15 protein-coding genes are annotated in these 17,722 nt (G+C 70.1%); 8 read left to right on the top strand and 7 right to left on the bottom strand.

The genetic code is table 11. The annotated features are described in order from the left end of the window. Positions 1 to 38: 38 nt before the first annotated feature. Genes SSMG_RS27075 through SSMG_RS27050 form a run of 6 tightly spaced genes read left to right on the top strand, consistent with a single transcriptional unit; the run spans position 39 to position 6,555 of the window. Entirely contained in the window at positions 39 to 1,499 is a 1,461-nt protein-coding gene (locus tag SSMG_RS27075; protein ID WP_009081238.1) for an aldehyde dehydrogenase, read from the top strand. Further along, entirely contained in the window at positions 1,496 to 3,148 is a 1,653-nt protein-coding gene (locus SSMG_RS27070; RefSeq protein ID WP_009081237.1) for a hypothetical protein, read from the top strand. The genes SSMG_RS27075 and SSMG_RS27070 overlap by 4 nt, the downstream gene beginning before the upstream one ends. Further along, positions 3,149 to 4,138, top strand: coding sequence for a membrane dipeptidase (locus SSMG_RS27065; protein WP_009081236.1), 990 nt, complete (start codon positions 3,149 to 3,151; stop codon positions 4,136 to 4,138). It abuts the gene before it with no gap. Then, the gene (locus tag SSMG_RS27060; RefSeq protein WP_009081234.1) at positions 4,135 to 4,827 is read left to right on the top strand and encodes a hypothetical protein; all 693 of its coding nucleotides are present in this window, start codon (positions 4,135 to 4,137) and stop codon (positions 4,825 to 4,827) included. The genes SSMG_RS27065 and SSMG_RS27060 overlap by 4 nt, the downstream gene beginning before the upstream one ends. Next, positions 4,824 to 5,225 carry a RidA family protein gene (locus SSMG_RS27055; RefSeq protein WP_009081232.1) on the top strand — a complete coding sequence of 134 codons (402 nt, stop codon included), beginning with the start codon at positions 4,824 to 4,826 and terminating at the stop codon, positions 5,223 to 5,225. Before SSMG_RS27060 ends, SSMG_RS27055 begins: the two co-directional genes overlap by 4 nt. After that, the gene (locus SSMG_RS27050; protein WP_009081230.1) at positions 5,215 to 6,555 is read left to right on the top strand and encodes an MFS transporter; all 1,341 of its coding nucleotides are present in this window, start codon (positions 5,215 to 5,217) and stop codon (positions 6,553 to 6,555) included. Before SSMG_RS27055 ends, SSMG_RS27050 begins: the two co-directional genes overlap by 11 nt. 42 nt (positions 6,556 to 6,597) lie before the next feature. Here the strand turns inward: SSMG_RS27050 and SSMG_RS27045 are convergent, their stop codons facing one another. Continuing rightward, entirely contained in the window at positions 6,598 to 7,260 is a 663-nt protein-coding gene (locus SSMG_RS27045; RefSeq protein ID WP_009081228.1) for a fasciclin domain-containing protein, read from the bottom strand. A gap of 64 nt (positions 7,261 to 7,324) precedes the next feature. Continuing rightward, a complete protein-coding gene (locus SSMG_RS27040; protein WP_009081227.1) occupies positions 7,325 to 8,842 on the bottom strand; it encodes a molybdopterin-dependent oxidoreductase in 1,518 nt (505 codons plus the stop codon). A gap of 172 nt (positions 8,843 to 9,014) precedes the next feature. On the opposite strand from SSMG_RS27040, the gene SSMG_RS27035 reads away from it, so the two are divergent. Continuing rightward, a complete protein-coding gene (locus SSMG_RS27035) occupies positions 9,015 to 10,340 on the top strand; it encodes a PQQ-binding-like beta-propeller repeat protein (RefSeq protein ID WP_009081226.1) in 1,326 nt (441 codons plus the stop codon). Here SSMG_RS27035 and SSMG_RS27030 read toward each other — a convergent pair. Both SSMG_RS27030 and SSMG_RS27025 read right to left on the bottom strand, forming a co-directional pair. Continuing rightward, positions 10,330 to 10,824, bottom strand: a complete 495-nt coding sequence (locus SSMG_RS27030; RefSeq protein WP_009081225.1) for a DinB family protein — start codon at positions 10,822 to 10,824, stop codon at positions 10,330 to 10,332. The two genes, SSMG_RS27035 and SSMG_RS27030, sit on opposite strands and share 11 nt — an antisense overlap. A 54-nt stretch (positions 10,825 to 10,878) precedes the next feature. After that, positions 10,879 to 13,647: a BTAD domain-containing putative transcriptional regulator gene (locus tag SSMG_RS27025; RefSeq protein ID WP_009081224.1), complete on the bottom strand. Its 2,769-nt coding sequence runs from the start codon at positions 13,645 to 13,647 to the stop codon at positions 10,879 to 10,881. Positions 13,648 to 13,760: 113 nt separating this feature from the next. Between SSMG_RS27025 and SSMG_RS27020 the strand changes: the two genes are divergently transcribed. Further along, a complete protein-coding gene (locus SSMG_RS27020) occupies positions 13,761 to 15,608 on the top strand; it encodes a DUF1003 domain-containing protein (protein ID WP_009081222.1) in 1,848 nt (615 codons plus the stop codon). Positions 15,609 to 15,764: 156 nt separating this feature from the next. On the opposite strand, the gene SSMG_RS27015 is transcribed toward SSMG_RS27020, so the two are convergent. The 3 genes from SSMG_RS27015 to SSMG_RS27005 are packed head-to-tail and all read right to left on the bottom strand — an operon-like array spanning position 15,765 to position 17,668. After that, a complete protein-coding gene (locus SSMG_RS27015; protein ID WP_037715001.1) occupies positions 15,765 to 16,589 on the bottom strand; it encodes a hypothetical protein in 825 nt (274 codons plus the stop codon). A gap of 7 nt (positions 16,590 to 16,596) precedes the next feature. After that, positions 16,597 to 17,031 carry a HutD family protein gene (locus SSMG_RS27010; RefSeq protein WP_009081216.1) on the bottom strand — a complete coding sequence of 145 codons (435 nt, stop codon included), beginning with the start codon at positions 17,029 to 17,031 and terminating at the stop codon, positions 16,597 to 16,599. A gap of 46 nt (positions 17,032 to 17,077) precedes the next feature. Then, entirely contained in the window at positions 17,078 to 17,668 is a 591-nt protein-coding gene (locus SSMG_RS27005; RefSeq protein WP_009081214.1) for a TetR/AcrR family transcriptional regulator, read from the bottom strand. Positions 17,669 to 17,722 lie beyond the last annotated feature (54 nt).

Below are 17,722 nucleotides of genomic sequence, written 5' to 3'. Positions count from 1 at the left end.
GGACGACAGGCACCGTCGCGAACGTCGAGGAGCACCCCGTGGATCACGCATTGTCGTTGCAGCACTTCGTAGCGGGACGGTGGGTTCCCGGCGACGGACCGGTCGCGCAGAGTGTCGATCCGGCGGATCCCGCGCAGATCGTGGCCGAATACCGCACGGCTGGTTCGGAGTTGCTCGACGAGGCGGTGCGCGCGGCGGTGGCTGCGCAGCCGGAGTGGGATCGCCAGGGCACCATCGCGCGCGGTCTCGTGTTGCGGCGGGCCGCCGAATTGCTCGCCCAGCGCGCCGAATCGGTGGCCGCGCTGATGACCCGCGAACAGGGCAAGACGCTGGCGGAGTCGCGCGGCGAGGTGGCCGCCTCGGTCGAGACGCTGCACTACCACGCGGGCCGGGCGCGCAGTGCCGACGGCGTGCTCTACCCGTCCGGCAACCCGGACGAGGTCGTGCGGACCGTGCGGCGTCCGCTGGGGGTCGTCGGCGTGATCACGCCGTGGAACTTCCCGGTGCAGATCCCGGCGTGGAAGCTCGCGCCCGCGCTGCTGTGGGGCAACTCGGTGGTGTGGAAGCCGGCCAGCGACACGGTCGCGCTGGCGGTGGCGTTCGCGGAGATCCTCGTCGAGGCCGGGGTTCCGGACGGCGTGCTCAACCTGCTGCTCGCGCCCGGTTCGCTCGGCGCGGAGCTGGTGGAGCGGCCGGAACTGGCTGGGGTCACATTCACCGGATCGGTGCCGGTCGGCCGGGCGATCCAGGCCGCGGTCGTGCCGCGCGGGGCGAAGGTGCAGCTCGAACTCGGCGGGCACAGCGCGGCGATCGTCCTGCCGGACGCCGACCCGGCGCAGGCGGCAACGGCGCTGGTCACCGCGTCGATGAGCGGGACCGGGCAGAAGTGCACGGCCGCTCGCCGGATCATCGCGGTCGGCGAGGCTTACGACCGGCTGGTCGCCGAGTTGTCCGCCCGGGTCAAGGGGCTCGTCGTCGGGCCGGCGACGACGCCGGGAGTCGAGATCGGGCCGTTGGTGTCCGCCCGCGCGGCGGAAGAGGTCGAGGGCGCAATCCAGCAGGCGGTCGACGAGGGCGCGACGGTGCTGGCCCGCGCGAATTGCCCGGAGGGCGGCGCGTTCGTCGCGCCGACGCTGCTGGCCGGGACGCCCGAACTGACGATCAGCCAGGAGGAGGTGTTCGGACCGGTCGCCACCGTGCTGCGCGCCGCCGACCTGGATGAGGCGATCCGGCTCGCGAACGGCACTCGGTTCGGGCTCACCGCGGCGGTGTTCACCGACGACGAGCGCGCGGTGCGGCGGTGCCTGCGCGACCTGGACGCGGGCATCGTGAAGGTCAACGCGCCGAACACCGGGTCCGAGGTGCACGCCCCGTTCGGCGGTCTCAAGGACTCGTCGTTCCCCGCGCCGCGCGAACAGAACGGCGAATCCGCCGCGGAGTTCTTCACCTGGACCAAAACCGCGTACCTGCGGACGTCCGCGCCTCGGGAACAGTCGTGACCCGGCCCGCGGACACGGCGCTCGCCCCGGAGGAACTGGGCGCCGCCCGCTACACCCGGCACAGCTTCGCGCGGTCCTTCCTCCGCCAGGCGGCTCGGGAGCGTTGGGCGGTTTCCACGGTTCGCTGGGAGTTCGACGACGTCGGGCACGGCGAGGCGCTCTACCGGATCGACGCGGGCGGAACGCTTCTGCACTTCGCGGTGTTTTCCACCGTCCTGCAGGAAAGCGAGCGCACTGACCGCGTGATCGCGAAGCGCTGGGATGTCACCGCTGCCCTGGTGGAAGGTCCAGTTCCGGACACTCGGATGGCAGAGCTGCGTCGTGAAGTACCACGGCAGGAAGCTGGCCGCGCCGACGCCGCGACGCTGGTGTGGACGCGGGCGAACCGGAGCGAGCGGTTCTTCGCCTACGTGGTATCTCAACTTGCTGCCGGTGAACAGCCGGCCACTGACACGATGGGCGACGCCTGCTATCTCCTGCGCAGCACCGCCTTCTACAGCAACGGAAAGTTCGGTCTCGCCGACTTCGACCGGCTCGCCGAACTCCCGCCGCTGCGGGTGCCGTACCGCGCGCAGATGCTGGCCGCGTGGCTGCTGCGCGAGTTCAGCTACGACCTGGCCGAACACTGTGCCGCACGGCGAAACCCTGCTGCGGCGAAGCTTTCCGGCGAGTGGCGGCGGTACCTCGGCCTGGGCAACGCGACCGGACTCGGCATGGTCCCGTTCGTGGTGAACCATCCGCATATCCTGGACGCGTGGTGCTCGGCCCGGGAACTGCCGCTGGCCCACGCCCTCGGTACTGAAGCCGATGCCGGTTCCGTGCGCCGGGCGAGCGAACTGCTCGACCGCGCCCGCCAGTACTTCCGCGAACGCGACACCTTGGCGACCGCGCCGTACCTGTCCGGACCCGAACTGGCCCAACGGCTCGACGGAATCGCCTCGCTGCTCGGCGAATACCCAGCGGGCGGTTTCCGTTGGCGAGACCTCGACGACCGGGCCGCGGCGTTCGGCCCCGAGGCCCGGGCGGTGCTGCACACCGTTCTGGTCGAGCTGGACGATTCGCTCGACTCGGAGATCGAGCACCTGCTGACCTGCGACCAGCGGCGGCGAGTCGACCTGAGGCAGACCTGCGGACAACTGCGCGACCTGCTGGCCGACCGGTACGACTGGACACGCGAATTCGACTTCACCGACCCGAACGAACAGGCGAGGTTCTGGTTCTCCGCGGAGGACAACGAGGAACCACGGCGCGGCAAACGCGGCCAGGACCCGGGCGAATCGATGGAGCACCCGATCGACATCGCCCGCTCCGTGCACGCCCTCCGGCACGACCTGGCCGCCGCGGACGCCGACCGTTCGGTCGCCGAGTTCCTGCTGGAATTCCCGTGGCACCGCGGCATTGTCGCGCGCGTGCAGTCGGTCGCCGGACTCCGTTACGGCGAGGTCCGCGCGAACCTGCTCGCCGACGATTTCCTCCCGCTGCACCTGCAGCGGTTCCAATTGGCCCTGTACGGCATGGAGAACTACAGCCCGCAGTCCACCGACTGGTTGCGCGTCACGTTGTTCTCGGGCGCGCCCCGGGCGCGCGACGTCGAGTCCGGAGTGGACGACGACTGGCTGTTCACCCGCAAGCCCGGAAAGGAGTCCTGAGTGGACCCCCTGGAGCACGGCGACCTCACGGTCGTCGACGGACTGCAGATCAACAACTGGGACCGCAAAGTCCTGGAGGAGCTGAAGGCCGGCGGCGTCACCGGCGTCAACGCGACCTGTGCGGTCTGGGAAGGCCCGCAGGAAACGCTGCGCGCGGTCGCGGACTGGTACGAACTCGCCCGGGACAACGCCGATCTGGTCGTCCTCGCCGACAGCGCCGACGACATCCGGACGGCGAAGCGCGACGGCAGGCTCGCCGTGCTGCTCGGCTTCCAGAACACCTCGCCGTTCGGCGACGACTACCGGATGGTCGAGGTGTTCCACCGTCTCGGCGTCCGCATCGCGCAGCTGACCTACAACATCCAGAACCTCGTCGGCGGCGCCTGCTACGACGAGCACGATTCCGGGCTCACCGCGTACGGCCGGTTCGTCGTCGCGGAAATGAACCGCGTCGGGATGCTGGTCGACCTGTCGCACGTCGGCAACCGCACCAGCCGCGACGCGATCGACGCCTCGGCGGGGCCGGTCGCGATCACGCACGCGAACCCGCTGTCCTTCGCGGATTCGCCGCGCAACAAGCCGGACGACGTCATCGAGGCCCTCGCCGCGCGCGGCGGAGTGCTCGGCTGTTGCTTGTACCCCAACGTGATCGGCGGCGAGAAGACGACCCGGCGGCAGTTCTGCGAGATGGTCGCGGGACTGGTCGAGAAGATCGGGCCGGACCACGTCGCGCTCGGCAGCGACTGCACGCGGAACTGGTCGCAGGACTACGTCGCGTGGCTGCGCAACGGCCGGTGGCGGCCCGCGTCCGCGGTGCCGGTGGAACCGCAGTGGCCGGTGTGGCCGAACTGGTTCGCCGGACCGGCCGATTTCCCCGTTCTCACCGAAGGATTGCTGGAGGCCGGCTTGGCCGAAACCGTGGTGGCGCAGGTGCTGGGCGGCAACTGGCTCCGGCTGTTCGACACGGTCTTCGCCGGAGCGGGACAATGACCGCGGCGCGGGCCGAGCGCGTGCCGGCGGCGGAAACCGTGCGGACCCGGGTGTCGGTGCGGGAGATCCATGAGGTCTCGCTGCGTGCCCTGCGAGCGTCGGGGCTGAGCAGCGGCGAGGCGGAGTACCTGGCCGAGGTCATCGCGTCCGCCGAGGTCCACGCGGGCGCCGGGCTCGACGCTTTGGCCACCGAGACGACCCGGATCCCGGCCGGACGAATCGGTCTCCGGCTGGAGCATTGCGACGGGTACGCCGTGGCGCACGACCCGGCTTCGCGCGGTCCGCTGCAGGCTTTCGTGCCCGCGTGCGAAACGGCGGCCGTGGTGGGCACGTTGGTGGTACCGGGGATGGCTGGCGCCCCGGTGCTGGAGTGGGCCGCGTTGGACATCGCCGAACGGTCTGGCCGCGTGCTGTCCCTTTCGGACGGTTCACAACGCACCATGGTGACTCCGGACGGGGACTTGCTCCGGCTTCCCGCTGAAGCTGAACCGCGTCCGCCGGTCGCGGGATTGATGATCCGCCCGCTGACCGACGTTCCCGCCGGTGAGCTGATTTCCACTGCGGAGGAACGGAAACAGCGGCATCGCGAAGCAGTCACCCATGGCGTGTCCGTGGAAACTCCACTGTGGACTCTCGCGTACTCCATCGCGCGCGGGTTCCTGATTCCGGACCACCGGGAGGGCCGATGAACTCGCGCGAGCTGGTGGCGCATCCGCACGGACCGCGTCCGTACGCCGGGGCAGCCGTTTTCGGCGGGGTGATCTGGGCGTGCGGGCAGGTTCCGGCCCGGCGGGACGGGAGCGTCCCGGAAGCGGTCGACGAGCAGGTGCGGGTCGCCCTCGACAACCTCGAGGACACCTTGCGGGCCGCCGGAGGGAGCCTGCGCACGCTGCTCAAACTGACGGTGTTCCTCGCCGACCTCGGCGAGTTCGACGCCTACCACCAGGCTTACCTCGACCGTTTCGCCGGCATCGACCTGCCGCCGCGGACCACGGTCCAGGTCGCCGGATTCCGGGGGACGAAACGCATCGAGATCGACGCCGTGGCGGCGGTCGGCAGCGAGGAGACCAACCGACATGAAGACTGACCGCGCACCGGACACCGCTGTCCGGGCGACCCTGGATTCCGCCCGGCTCAACGGGTTCCACCGCAAACTGGCGCTGTACTCGTCCGGCGGGCCGTTCCTGGACGGCTACATCCTCAGCATCATCGGCATCGCACTGGTGCAGATCGGCCCGCAGTGGCACATGGACTCGCTGTGGTCCGGCCTGATCGGCGCGTCCGCGCTGGTCGGCGTGTTCATCGGGGGAGCGGTGTTCGGCCCGCTCACCGACCGCATCGGCCGGAAACTGATGTACACGATCGACCTGATCGCCATCATCGTGTGCTCGGTGCTGCAGTTCTTCGTCGCCGACGCCGCGCAGTTGTTCGTGCTGCGGCTGCTGATCGGCGTCGCGGTGGGCGCGGACTATCCCATCGCGACCGCGCTGGTCACCGAATTCGCGCCGAAAGCGTGGCGGGCCCGGTTGGTCGGCGGGCTGAACGCGATGTGGTTCGTCGGCGCGACGGTCGCCGCGTTCGTCGGCTTCTTCCTGCTGAACGTGGACCAGGGCTGGAAGTGGATGCTGCTGTCGTCGGCGGTGCCCGCGCTGCTGATCGTCGTCGCCCGCACCAGCATTCCGGAATCGCCGCGCTGGCTGCACAGCAAGGGCCGGGACGCGGAAGCACTGGAGGTGCTGCGCGCGACGATCGGCGAGCACGCGACGCTGGACGATCTTCCCGAAGCCGAAACGAAAACCCCGATGTCCGCGTTGTGGCGCGGCGGATATCTCAAGCGGGTCGTGTTCATCTCGATTTTCTGGACGTGCACGGTCGTCCCGCTCTTCGCGATCTACGCGTTCGGCCCGCAGATCCTCGAACTGTTCAACCTCGGCGGCGGCAACCTGTCGCATCTCGGCTACGGCCTGATCAATTTCTTCTTCTTCGTCGGCAACATCGCCGCACTGCTGTTGGTGGACCGCCTCGGCCGCCGCCCGGTGCTGATCTGGGGCTTCGCGATCTCCGCGGCCGGGCTGTTCTACCTGGGTCTGCAACCGGGTGCCGCGCTGTGGCTGATCGCGCTCGCCTTCGCGGTGTACGCGGTGTTCAACGGCGGACCGTCCATTCTGGAATGGATCTACCCGAACGAACTGTTCCCGACCGAGGTCCGTGCCTCCGCGGTGGGCCTGTGCACCGGAATCAGCCGAATCGGCGCCGCGGTGGGCACGTTCGCGACGCCGTGGTCGCTCACGAATCTCGGGTTGTCGGCGACGATGTACATCGCGGCCGGGATCGCCGCATTGGGTGCGGTGGTGAGTGTGTTCATGGCTCCGGAGACGAAGAACGTCGATCTGCACGTGGCTTCTTCGTTGAGCTGAAATACGGGCCCGGCGCGGGGATGCGCCGGGCCCGTTCTCGGTTCAGTTTTTGTTGGTGCCGGGGGTGAGGACCTTGTCGATGACGAAGACGGTCGCGTTCTTGGTCGGGATGTTGCCGCAGAGGATTTTGGCGCCGTTGACGGTCATGTTGTCGCCGGAGCCCTCGATTTTGAGCGGTCCGCCCGCGGTGTTGAGCGAGGTGACGGTTCCGGCTTGTTCGAGGCCCTTGGCGTCGTAGCGCTTGCCGACGACGTGGTACTGCAGGATCGGCGCGAGCTGGTTCGGGTTGGCGGCCAGTTCCTTGAACTTCGCGTCGCCGAGGGCGTTGAACGCCGGGTCGGCCGGGGCGAAGACGGTGATGGCCTGCTGGCTGTTGAGCGTGTCGACCAGGTTGGTGGCCTTGACCGCCGCGACCAGCTTCGTGAGCAGCGGGTTCGTGGAGGCGGCGGACGCGACCGGCTGCGGGCCCATCGAGTCGAGCGAACCCGGTGCGCTGCCCTGCGGCAGCTGGGAACAGGCGGGGCCGAAGACCTGGTCGTTGGTGGTGACGCCGGAACCGCTGCTGGACATCGGCGCGGACATCGGGGCCGAGGACGGCATCGCCGACGGGGAGCTGTTCGAGGCCTTGTTGTCGGTGCTGGTGCCGCACGCGGTGAGGGCGAGGGCGGCCGCGGCGCCGATACCGGCGAGGCGAAGGGTCTTCACGGGAATTCTCCGTTCACAGTGGATTGTTCAAGAGGGATTCGGAGCCGGGGCGGAAGCGGATTGGTCAGGAAGCGAGAAAAGTCGTGGAATGCCATCCGGTCGCGCCGTCGGGCACGGTGCCCGCGCGAGCTTCGGTCTGCGTATAGCCGGAGTTGTCGGTCGCGCGCACGAAAACCTGGTGTGTTCCGGGCTTCACCGAGATCTGGGTCCACCACATCCGCCAGGTATTCGGGTTCACCTCAGCCGACAGCGTGGTCGGCTGCCAGGGTCCACTGTCCACTTTGATCTCGACGGAAGCGATACCGGTGTGCTGCGCCCACGCGACGCCCGCGATCCGCACCGTGCCGGAGGGAACGTTCTCGAAGCCCTTCGGCGTGTCGATCCGCGATTCGGTTTTGATCGGCGCCTGCTCGGCCCAGCCGCGGCGGAGCCAGTACGCCTGCCGGGCTTTCCACGTGGTGACCTCGATGTCCACCACCCATTTGACCGCCGAGACATACCCGTAGAGCCCGGGCGTGACCAGCCGTGCCGGGAAACCGTGTTCCAGCGGCAGCGGTTCGCGGTTCATCCCGATCGCCAGCATCGCGCCGCGCGACCGGTCCAGCGCGGCCGCGACCGGGGTGCCGGACGTCCAACCGTCCACACTGGAGCAGAACAACTGCTCCGCGCCCGGACGCACTCCGGCTTCCGCCAGCAGGTCGGCGAGGTCGACGCCGATGAAGTTCGAAGTGGACACGTAGTCGCCGCCGACTTCATTGGACACACACGTCATCGTCACGGTGCGTTCGACGAGCGGCCGGTCGCGGAGATCGCGGTAGCGGTACCGGACTTCCCGCTCGACCATCCCGTGGATCCGCAGGCTCCAGTCCTCCGCACGCACCTGCGGAACCGACAGGGCGGTGTCGACGCGGTAGAAGTTCCGGTTGGGCGTGAGGAACGGCGGCGTCCCGAGCTTGGCGAAATCCGCGTCGGCAGGGATCGGCGGGGCGGAAACCGCGGGCACGAGCGGCCCGATCGCCTCCCGGGAAGCCGTGGCGTCCCGGGATCCGCTGATCGCCTGCCCGGCGCCGCCGAGAACTCCGGCCCCGACCACGGTGCCGACACTGCCGAGCAAGAACGACCGCCGGGACGAGTTCGTTGCCTGCTGTTGCGAAGCAATTCGGTGCAGCAGAAGGAAAACTGCCACGCCGACCGTTAGGCTCGCCAGCGGAGCCAGCAACGCGACCGCGGTCAGATCCGGCCGCGCGGCCACCGCAAATCCGCCGATCAGTCCAAACGCGACAATGAGCGCGGCGCCCGGCCACGGCGCTCGCCGGGACAACAGCCCGGCCGCGGCGGAGACGACCAGCAACACCACCGCCATCCCGCCGAGCAGGACGGTCTTGTCGTAAGTGCCGAAGGTCCGCACCGCGAAATCCTTCAGCGGCAGCGGCGTCAGATCGATGGCCCCGTTTCCGACCGCGAGGTACGGCGAGGCGTTGACGTTGCCGAACGACGCCGCGAGATGCCCGGCGGCCAGCGCCGCGACCAGGGCGAGCACGCCGCACAGCGCGGCCGGGAGGATCCGCAGACGGGAGGTCATGCCGGGTATTCGCCGCCGGACCGGCCGCGGATGGGTGGCCGTTCTTCACCCGTCCGGGGACTGGGTCACCTTTTTCGCCGCATTTGTGCGATCTCGTACCCGCCCGGCCGTTTCGTCGGCTAAGTTCCCCGGCAGCCGAACGGACGAGCGATTCGGGAGAACGGGGACACCGATGCGGCGAATGTTGATCACCTCCGCCTGCCTGGGGATGCTGGCCGTCGCGACCGCGTGCGGGGGCGGCACCGTTCCGACCGGCCTGCCCACCGACCAGGCCGGACCGGCCGGGCAGCAGCCGCCCGCCTCGTCCGCCCAGCCGGAAGCGGTCACCGCCGATCCGCCGCAGGCGTTCGACACGAGCAAGGGCGTTTCGCTGCCCCGCACGGCGCTGCAATCCAACCTGGGCGGGTCGGTGACGTCGAAGTTCCTGACGCTGCGCGACCGCACCGGGTACATCGTCGCCCCCGAATCGCTGAGCGCGGTCGACGTGCTCACCGGCCGCGAGAAGTGGAACACCAAGATCGAAGGCCCGGCCGCCGACCCGAACGCGCACAACGGCCCGTTCGTCGAGCAGAGCGGCCCGCGTCCGCCGCTCGTCACGGACGAACTCGCCGTCGGAGCCGTGCCGCTGCGGATGCCCGAACAGGGCACGACGCCCGGCTATGTCGCGCTCGCGGTCATCGCGGTGAACCCCGAAACCGGGGCCAAGGCCTGGCAGACGAACACGAAGGTCACCGACGACCAGTACGGGATCAGCGGCGGCCGTTCGGTCACGCACGTCGTCGCGGTCACCGGCAAGGCCGTGGTCGCCAGCTTCGCGCAGTCGGACCACACGCTCACCGTCGGGCTCGACCCGGCGACCGGGCGGCAGCTGTGGGAGCGCAAGGACTACGACGCGGGCAGCGTGAACGGCGACGTCGTGGTCGGCGTCGACTCGAACGTGGCCGAGAACTCCTCGATGGTCCAGGCGACCGCTCTCGACGTGGCCACGGGCCAGCAGAAATGGGTCGCCGCCGCCAAGTCGAGCGCGGTCGAGATCCTCCAGGGCGACCCGGCGATGGCGGTCCTGAAAGCGAACGAGTACAGCACCGGCCACGCGTTCCTGAAGTTCCTCGACGCGGCGACGGGCGCGGAGAAATTCTCGGCGGAGGGCACGCGAAACCTGGGCCCCGACTCGTACGGCGACTGCCTGTACGACGAGCAGTCGGTGCTCGCCTGCCTGGACTCCGGGGTGCTGACCGCGTACGACGCGAAGGCCGGGACCAAGCTGTGGAGCCTGCCCGACCAGGCCGCGAACCGGGTCCCGCCGGGCGGCCTGACCGTCGCCTGGCACGGCGCGCTGTACGGCTACACCAACGGCCGGCAGCCGATCGTGCTCGACGCCAAGACCGGCAAGGACCTGTCCACCGAGGTGGGCTTCGTGCCGGACTGGGTCAGCAAGTACGCCGCGGCGGGCGTCGACAAGGACGGTCAGCCCAAGGCTTATCCGGTCAAGAAGTAGCCGGCGCGCCGTCCTCCGCGAGGATCTGCTCGCGGAGGATGTCCGCGTGCCCGCAGTGCTGCGCGAATTCCCGCAGGACGTGCAGATAGACGAACCGCAGCGGCAACGGGCCGCGCCGGTTGCCGGGCAGGATGTCGGTCAGCTCGAGCGCGGCGGTGGCCTGCCGGGCGGCTTCGCCCGCTTCGCGGTGCGCCTGCTGGACGGACGCGATGGTGTCGTCGTCGGCGAGGTCGAACGATTCGTCCGGCGTCTGCGGGATCCCGATCTCGGCGCGCGAACGGCCGGTGACGGCTTCGTCGAACCAGACCTTCTCCACGAAGGTCACGTGTTTGACCAAGCCGAGCAAGGTGGTCTTCGACGGCACGAGCGACCGGCGGGCCTGCTCCTCGGTGAGCCCGTCGAGGCAGTGCTGGAGCGCTTCGCGGTGCTCGTTGATGAAGTACTCGAACTGAGCCTTGGCGGGGTCGTCGATCGTTGATTCCATGGACACGGGACCAGCTTGCCGGATCTTCGGGGCCAGGTGAAGGAGCAGCGGCCGCTAGGGTGCGGAACAGCTCTTTCCGGCATCGAGGTGGGCCAGCGCGGCTTCCACCGAATTGACCTCCGCGAACCGGCCCTGAGCGCGGAACAAGTCGAGCGCCAGCTGCCACACCGTGCGCGCCGCCCCGGAGTCGCCCATTTCCCGGTGGGTGTGGCCGAGGTGTTCGAGGGTGTCGGCTTCCAGATAGGTGTTGCCGCTTTCCCGGTACAACGCGAGCGCCTCGCGGTAGTGCTCGACGGCGTCGGCGTGACGGCCGGTGTGGTGCGCGATGTGCGCGAGGCTGTCGAGGACGTCGGCCACCGCCGGATGGTTTGCCGTCCGGTAGAGCCGCAGCGCGCGTTCGCAGTGCGGGCGGGCTTGTTCGTGCTGGCCGAGGAGCGTGAGATACCAGCCGACGCCGTTGTGCGCCTGCGCTTCCCAGACCGGGTTTCCGAGCGGGCGGAACAGTTCCAGCGAGCGGCGGGCGTGTTCGAGCGCGGCGCGATGGTCACCGTACAGTTCCCAGGTTTGCGCGAGATCGTGTTCGATGATGGCGCGCACGCGCTGGTCCTCGCCGCGGCTGGCCAGGTCTCGCGCCTCGGCGAGATGCGCGAGGGCGTCGTCGTGGCGGGCGCCGCGGGCGCAGGCCAGGCCGTAGCGGCGGTGGGCGAGGACGCGGGTCTCCGGAGTGCCGAGCGCGTCGGCGGCCTGCACCGCGACGGGCCAGACCGCGAGGTCCTCGTGCAGGAATCCGCGCCGGTAGTGGTAGGCGGTCAGGGCCCAGGCAAGCTGCCACGCGGGTTGATGCCACCCTTGAGCGAAGGCGATTCGCTGGGCGTCGAGGAGACAGTCGTGGTCCGCGTCGAACCAGTCGAGGGCTTCGGCGGTGCTCGCCGGCGGATGCGGATAGGGATGTTCGTGTCCGGTGTCGATGCCCTGCGGGAGGACACCATGCGGATGCAATACGCGGTTTCCGGCCAGCGCGGTGCCGGTGTAGTAACCGATGATGCGAGCCAGCGCCGCGGTGCGTGCCTCGGCGGGAAGGCCGGGGTGGGTTTTCGCGAAGAGACGGACCAGGTCGTGCATCCGATAGCGCCCGGGTGCGTCCTCCTCCAGCAGTGAAACCCGTTCCAGCGCACGGAGAATCGCTGCGGCGGCGTTGGGGGACAAGCCGGTGAGATTGGCCGCCGCGCGGACGCTGACGTCCGGTCCGGGCGCGAGGCCGAGCAGTTCGAACACCTCGGCGTGCTGCGGCGGGAGAGCGCGCAGGGACCACGACAGGACCGCGGCGACACTGGCGTCTCCGTCGTCCAGCGCGCTCACGTCGGTGAGTTCGGCGGCCAGTGCGGCCAACGGGAATCCGGGGTGTTCGGCCGCCCGAGCCGCCAGGATTCCCAGTGCCAAGGGAGAACCGGCGCAGCGGGTGACGAGTTGTTCGGCGGCGTCCGGGTCGGTGTCGAGATAATCCGCGCCGAGACGGGCGATCAGGACGCTTCGGGCGTGCGGGGCGGGAAGCGGCCGGACCGCGAGCGGTGTAGCGCCGTGGGAGGTCGTCAGGCTGGTCATCCGGTTGCGGCTGGTGACGACGACGGCGCACCGCGGTTCGCCCGGCAGCAGCGGCGTGATCTGACTGGTGTCGCGGGCGTTGTCGAGGACGACGAGAACGCGTTTCCCGGCGAGAAGGGTGCGGTAGAGCGCGGTTTGCGCGTCGGGTCCAGGCGGGATGGCGGTGCCGGTGACGCCGAGTGCGTGCAGGAAACCCCGCAACGCGACGTCGGGCGCGGTCGGGTCTCCGTCCGGGCTGAAGCCGCGCAGGTCGACGTAGAGGCGGCCGTCCGGGAACGCGCTCGCTTGCCGGTGCGCCCAGTGCAGCGCGAGGGCGGTTTTGCCCATTCCGCCACCGCCGTGCAGGACGGCGATGGGGACCGCGGCGTGTCGTTCGGTGAGGATGTCGAGCTGGCGGAGTTCGTCCTCGCGCCCGGCGAACCGAGGCGGCGGGGAAGGGAGTTGCTGGGGGACCGGCGCGGCCCACACTCGCGGCGGCGCGGGTGCGGGCGTTTGGGCGGCGAGGATTTCCTCGTGCACCGCGCGCAGGTGCGGCGACGGGTCGGCGCCGAGTTCGTCGACGAGCATGGTGCGGGTGCGCTGATAGCGGGCCAGCGCTTCGTCGGTGCGCCCGCTGAGGTGCAGGGCGCGCAGCAAAGCGGCGGCGATGCGTTCGTCCAGCGGGTATTCGTCCGCGCGCTGGGCCAAGAGGCCGAGGACGGTGCCAGGGTGTCCGCGCCGCAGCTGCCGATCGGCATAGTCGAGTTCGGCGGCGGTGCGCTGGCGGGCGAGGGAATGCCGGACGCTGTCGGCCCACGCCGAGTCGAGCCCGAGCAAGGCCTCGCCCTGCCACCGGCCGAGAGCACGCTCGTACAACTGCGCGGCTTCGCCGTCGTCGACGGTCGTGCGGGCCTGGCTGACGAGGTCGGTGAACTGGTGCAGATCGAGCGCGCGCGGATCCGGCAGCGGGAGGACGTATCCGCCGGAGCGCCGTTCGATGCCTCCGCCGTGCGGTTGCAGGACCCGGCGGAGGCGGGCGATGTAGGTCTGCAGCGCGTTCGCGACGCGGGACGGCGGATGCTCGCCCCAGACCCGGGGCGCGAGCTGGCCGGCCGGGACGACCCGGCCGGCGTCGGCCAGCAGCGCGGCCAGCACCAGCCGCTGCCGCGCGTGCCCGACGGCCAGCGCCTCGCCGTCCGCGAGCGCGCCGACCTCGCCCAGCACCCGGAACTCCAACGCCATTCACGAACCTCCCCGGTCCACCGGACGAGGCTAAAGCATTGCCGGGCGGGCATGAATCAGAAGACAGCCGCGCCTCGCGGTCAGTCCTCAGTGGACAGACAAGCACGGCCGCCGTGGACCCCTCCCGGGCCGGGCCGGGATACTGGGGCACGGCAACCGGTTCGAAGCGGAAGGGGCTCGACGGTGACGCGGCGCGGATCCACGGAGCAGACGAAAACGTGCGGGAACGCCGGATCCGGACGGATCGGGTGAATCGCCGTCGCATGCCGCGGCTGCGCCGTCCGGCCACGACCGCGGACGAGCAGGTCGGGTTCAACGGCGCGTTCGCGGCCGCGCTGACGCGCGCGATCGGGTCGATGCCCGCGCTGTACGTCGTCCTCGCGCTCGTCGCCGGATGGATGGCGCTGGCGACCTGGGGCCCGCTGCGCGCGGTGGACCCGTATCCGTTCGCGTTCCTGCTGTTCCTGGACAACGTCGTGCAGCTGGTGCTGTGCCTGGTGATCCTGGTCGGCCAGCGGGTGCTCGGCGGCGCGGCCGACCGCCGTTCGGTGCAGACCTACGAGAACGCCGAGGCCGTCTTCGAGCAGATCGCGGACCTGCAGCGGCATCTCGACCAGCACGACCGGGCGCTCAGCCGCGGTGTGAGCCTGCTGGAGTCGAGCCCGCATCCGTGGATCCAGCAGCACCGGGTGCAGCGGCCGCCGCAGGCGCTCGACCAGGCGGTGAGCGTCAACGGCCGGATCGCGGCCTGGCTGACGCAGCGGCTGGGCAGCATGTGGGCGTTCTACCTGGCGGCCGGGACGCAGGTGGTCTGGATGGGCCTGGCCGCGCTCGGCGTGCAGCGGCTCGACCCGTACCCGTTCGCGTTCATGACCTTCCTGTCCACGCTGGTCCAGCTGGTCTTCATGATCGTGATCATGGTCGGGCAGGGCGTGCTCGGCCAGGCCGGCGACCGGCGTTCCGAGCAGACCTTCCTCAACGGCGAGGCGATCCTGCACGAATGCCGCCGGATGAAGGCCCGGCTGGAGGCGCAGGACCGGCTGATCGAGGACCTCAGCCGCTACACCCGCGGCGAGCTGATCGAGGATCTCGCGCGGGCGATCCACGACGTCGACGGCCACGCCCAGCGGACCGTCCACGCCTGGGTCCCGCCCCGCTGGGACCAGGCGCCCGAGGAGCACAAGGCGGTCACCCGCGCGCAGGCCCGGCAGCTGGGCGAGCACCTGGCGCTGGTCGGCTGCGTGATGGTGCCGGCCTTCGACCCGTCGCTGACCGTCGTCTTCGGCGAGGACGAAGTCCTGCTGCTGGCCCAGCGGGAACACGACCGGTGGCGTTCCGAGCAGTCCGCCGGCGAGGTGGCCGACCCGGACCTGGTGGGCTGGGACGACCTGCCGGAACCGGTGCGGACGCGGAAACTGCACGTCGCGCGCAGCATTCCGGGCCTGGTGGCCAGCGTGGGCATGCAGGTGGTCCGCGACGGGCGGGCTCGCGGCGGCGCGGGCGAGGAGGACTTCACCGCCGAGGAATGGGCGACCCTGCAGCGGGCGATGATGGCGTCGGGAATCCTGGTCGGGCTCTCGGTCGGCGGGGTCGATTCGGACGAAATGTTCGCGCTGGTGAAGACCTTGCGGGAAGCGAGCGTCGCGCATCCGAGGCGTTTCATCCGCGAGGTCGCCGCTTCGTCGGCCTTCGACACGGGACTGCGGCCGGGCGTCAAATACGCCGAATACCTGGGGTACGCGGAAAAGACCATCCGCGCGGCCGCGGCGATCGTCGCGAAGACCGCGCCGGCGGAGCTGCCGGACTTCCGCGAGTTCCTGGTGGAAATCGCCACCGTCGTCGCCGAAGTGAACCAGGAAGGCGGTTTCCTCGGGGTGGGCGCGCAACGCCGGACGCCCAAGGAGGTCGCGGCGATGGACGCCGTCCGGCTCGCCGCGCGCGGCACGACCGAGGTCACTTGATCGCGTGGCCGTACCACGGATTCCCGAGACGCTGCGCCTCAGGCCGCGGAGACGGCACCGGCGAGGTCGGTCGGCGATTGGCCGGGCACGAAGTCGCTGACGTTTCGTGCCCGCCGACGCCGCGTCGCCGAGGTTGCCGCGCGCGGTCCCGGCAGGTCACCGGGATGCGGCGGCCGCCACCTTCGCCGTGATCGGTTCCAGCACGGCAATCAACTCTTCGAGTTCGGCGGCGCTCAACGCTTCGTACGGCGCCGCGGCGAGTTCGTCGGTCAGATTTTCGATGCGTTCCTTCGCCTCGCGGCCCGCGTCGGTGAACCGGCCCTCGGCGTCGACGAATCCGCGTTCGCGCAAGCCGTTCATGACCGCGGCCAGCCGCTTCTTCGGCAGGTGCTGAACGCGTCCGAACGACTCCGGCGGATGGATGCCCATTTCCAGCGCGGACAGAATATGCGCCTCCGTGCCGCCGATCCGCGCGCCGACCAGCGCGGCGATGTGCCCGTCCCCGCGGTGCTCGCGCAGCATGGTCGCGGCATGCCACAACCGGGCCACCGGATCGCTCGGCACCGGCCGGGTCCGCATTCCCGCGTACATCATCCGTCCCTCGGTGGGCGCGCTCGTCGCGGCTTTCGCGGTCAGGTCGGCGGCGCGCACCAGATCCGGGGAGTCGGCCAGTTCGCCGAGAATCCGCCGCAGGGAGGCCGCGCTGCCCCGTTCCCGGGCGGCGACGGACTCCTCGGGCGGGATCGTCTCCCACGCGCTCGGGATGTGCCGCGCGACCTCGCCGTCGGCGAAGTTGTAGAAAGCCGCGTGGACGACCTCCGCCGGCACCCGTCCCAACGGTGCGGCGCGGCTGGCGAAATAGCCGTCCCAGTAGGTGCGGTGACCGAGCGCGGCCAGTTCGTCGTTGCATTCGTCGGCGAAGAACGTGACGAGGCAGATCGGCTCCAGAAGCTCGAACATGCGCCGCGCGGTGCTGGTCATCGCTGCATCATGCCAGCGCAGTGAGGAAAACGTCGGCGATTTGCCCGTCGAGGTCGATCGACGCGACCGCATTCTCCGCACTGTCCGCAGCAGGCGAGCGAAGGACGACTTCGGCTCGGTACAGCCCGCGCCGGGTCATCACGTTGAGGGCTCGGGTCGGCTGGTCGAGCGTGACGCTTACGGTGTCTTCTCCGGCGAACCGGATCTGGTCGCCGCGGTCGAGGTCCTTCACGGTCCCGTTGATCGTCAGCCGGAGCGGCCCCAGCGCGGTGAAAAGCCGGTCGATTCCCGGGAAAGCCGAGAACGGCGCGTCTTCGAGCAGGTCCGCGACGCTGATCCGCCACCGCGTTTCGCCGGCGGGATCGGTGTCGGCGGCGAGTTCCCTGGTGGTACCGGCTCCGTTGCGCCAGGGAACCGGGGTGATTTCGGACGGGATGAGCATCAGAGCATCTCACTCGTTCGCCCCGGCAGACGCAAACCCGGGCGGTTCACCGCGGCAACAGCGTGCGGACCGCGTCGGGGAATCCGGCCACTCCGTCCGGTCCGGACAGCGCCAGGTTGAAGAGAAACCCGGGCAGCAGCGCCAGAATCGCCTGCGCGAGAGCGTCGGCCGAGGCACCGGTCCAGGTCCCGGTCTCCTGGCGGCTGCGCACGAGACCAGCCACCTCGGCACTCATCTCGGCTGACGCGGCGGTGAGCCGGTCGGCGAGTTCCGGGTTGCGCTGCGCTTCCGACCAGACCAGCACCGCCATGCTCGCCAGCTGCCGGTCGCGGTGCAGCTCGGCCACGGCCTCCAGCAGTTCCGCCATCACCTCGCCGACGCCGTTCTCGCCGCCGCTGCGGGCGAGGGCCGCGCGCAGCACGCCGGTGACGTCGTCGAGGTTCTGCGCGGCGACGGCGACGATCATGTCCTCCTTCTTCGGGAAGTACCGGTAGACCGCGCCCGCGGACTTGCCCGCTTCGGCGAAGACGTCCTGCATCGACGTGCGGTGGAAGCCGTTGCGGAGGAAACAGCGGCGCGCGGCCGCCAGGATCTCTCCCCGCTGGTCGTCCTTGTACTGCTGGCTCACCCTCGGCACGTCGCGCTCCTCGCCTTGACATCTCTCGCCCCGGCAGCTTAGCGTGAAAGAAAA

The organism is Streptomyces sp. AA4 (genome assembly GCF_000158875.1).
GTDB lineage: Bacteria > Actinomycetota > Actinomycetes > Mycobacteriales > Pseudonocardiaceae > Amycolatopsis.
This window is presented reverse-complemented; position numbering and strand designations above follow the sequence as displayed.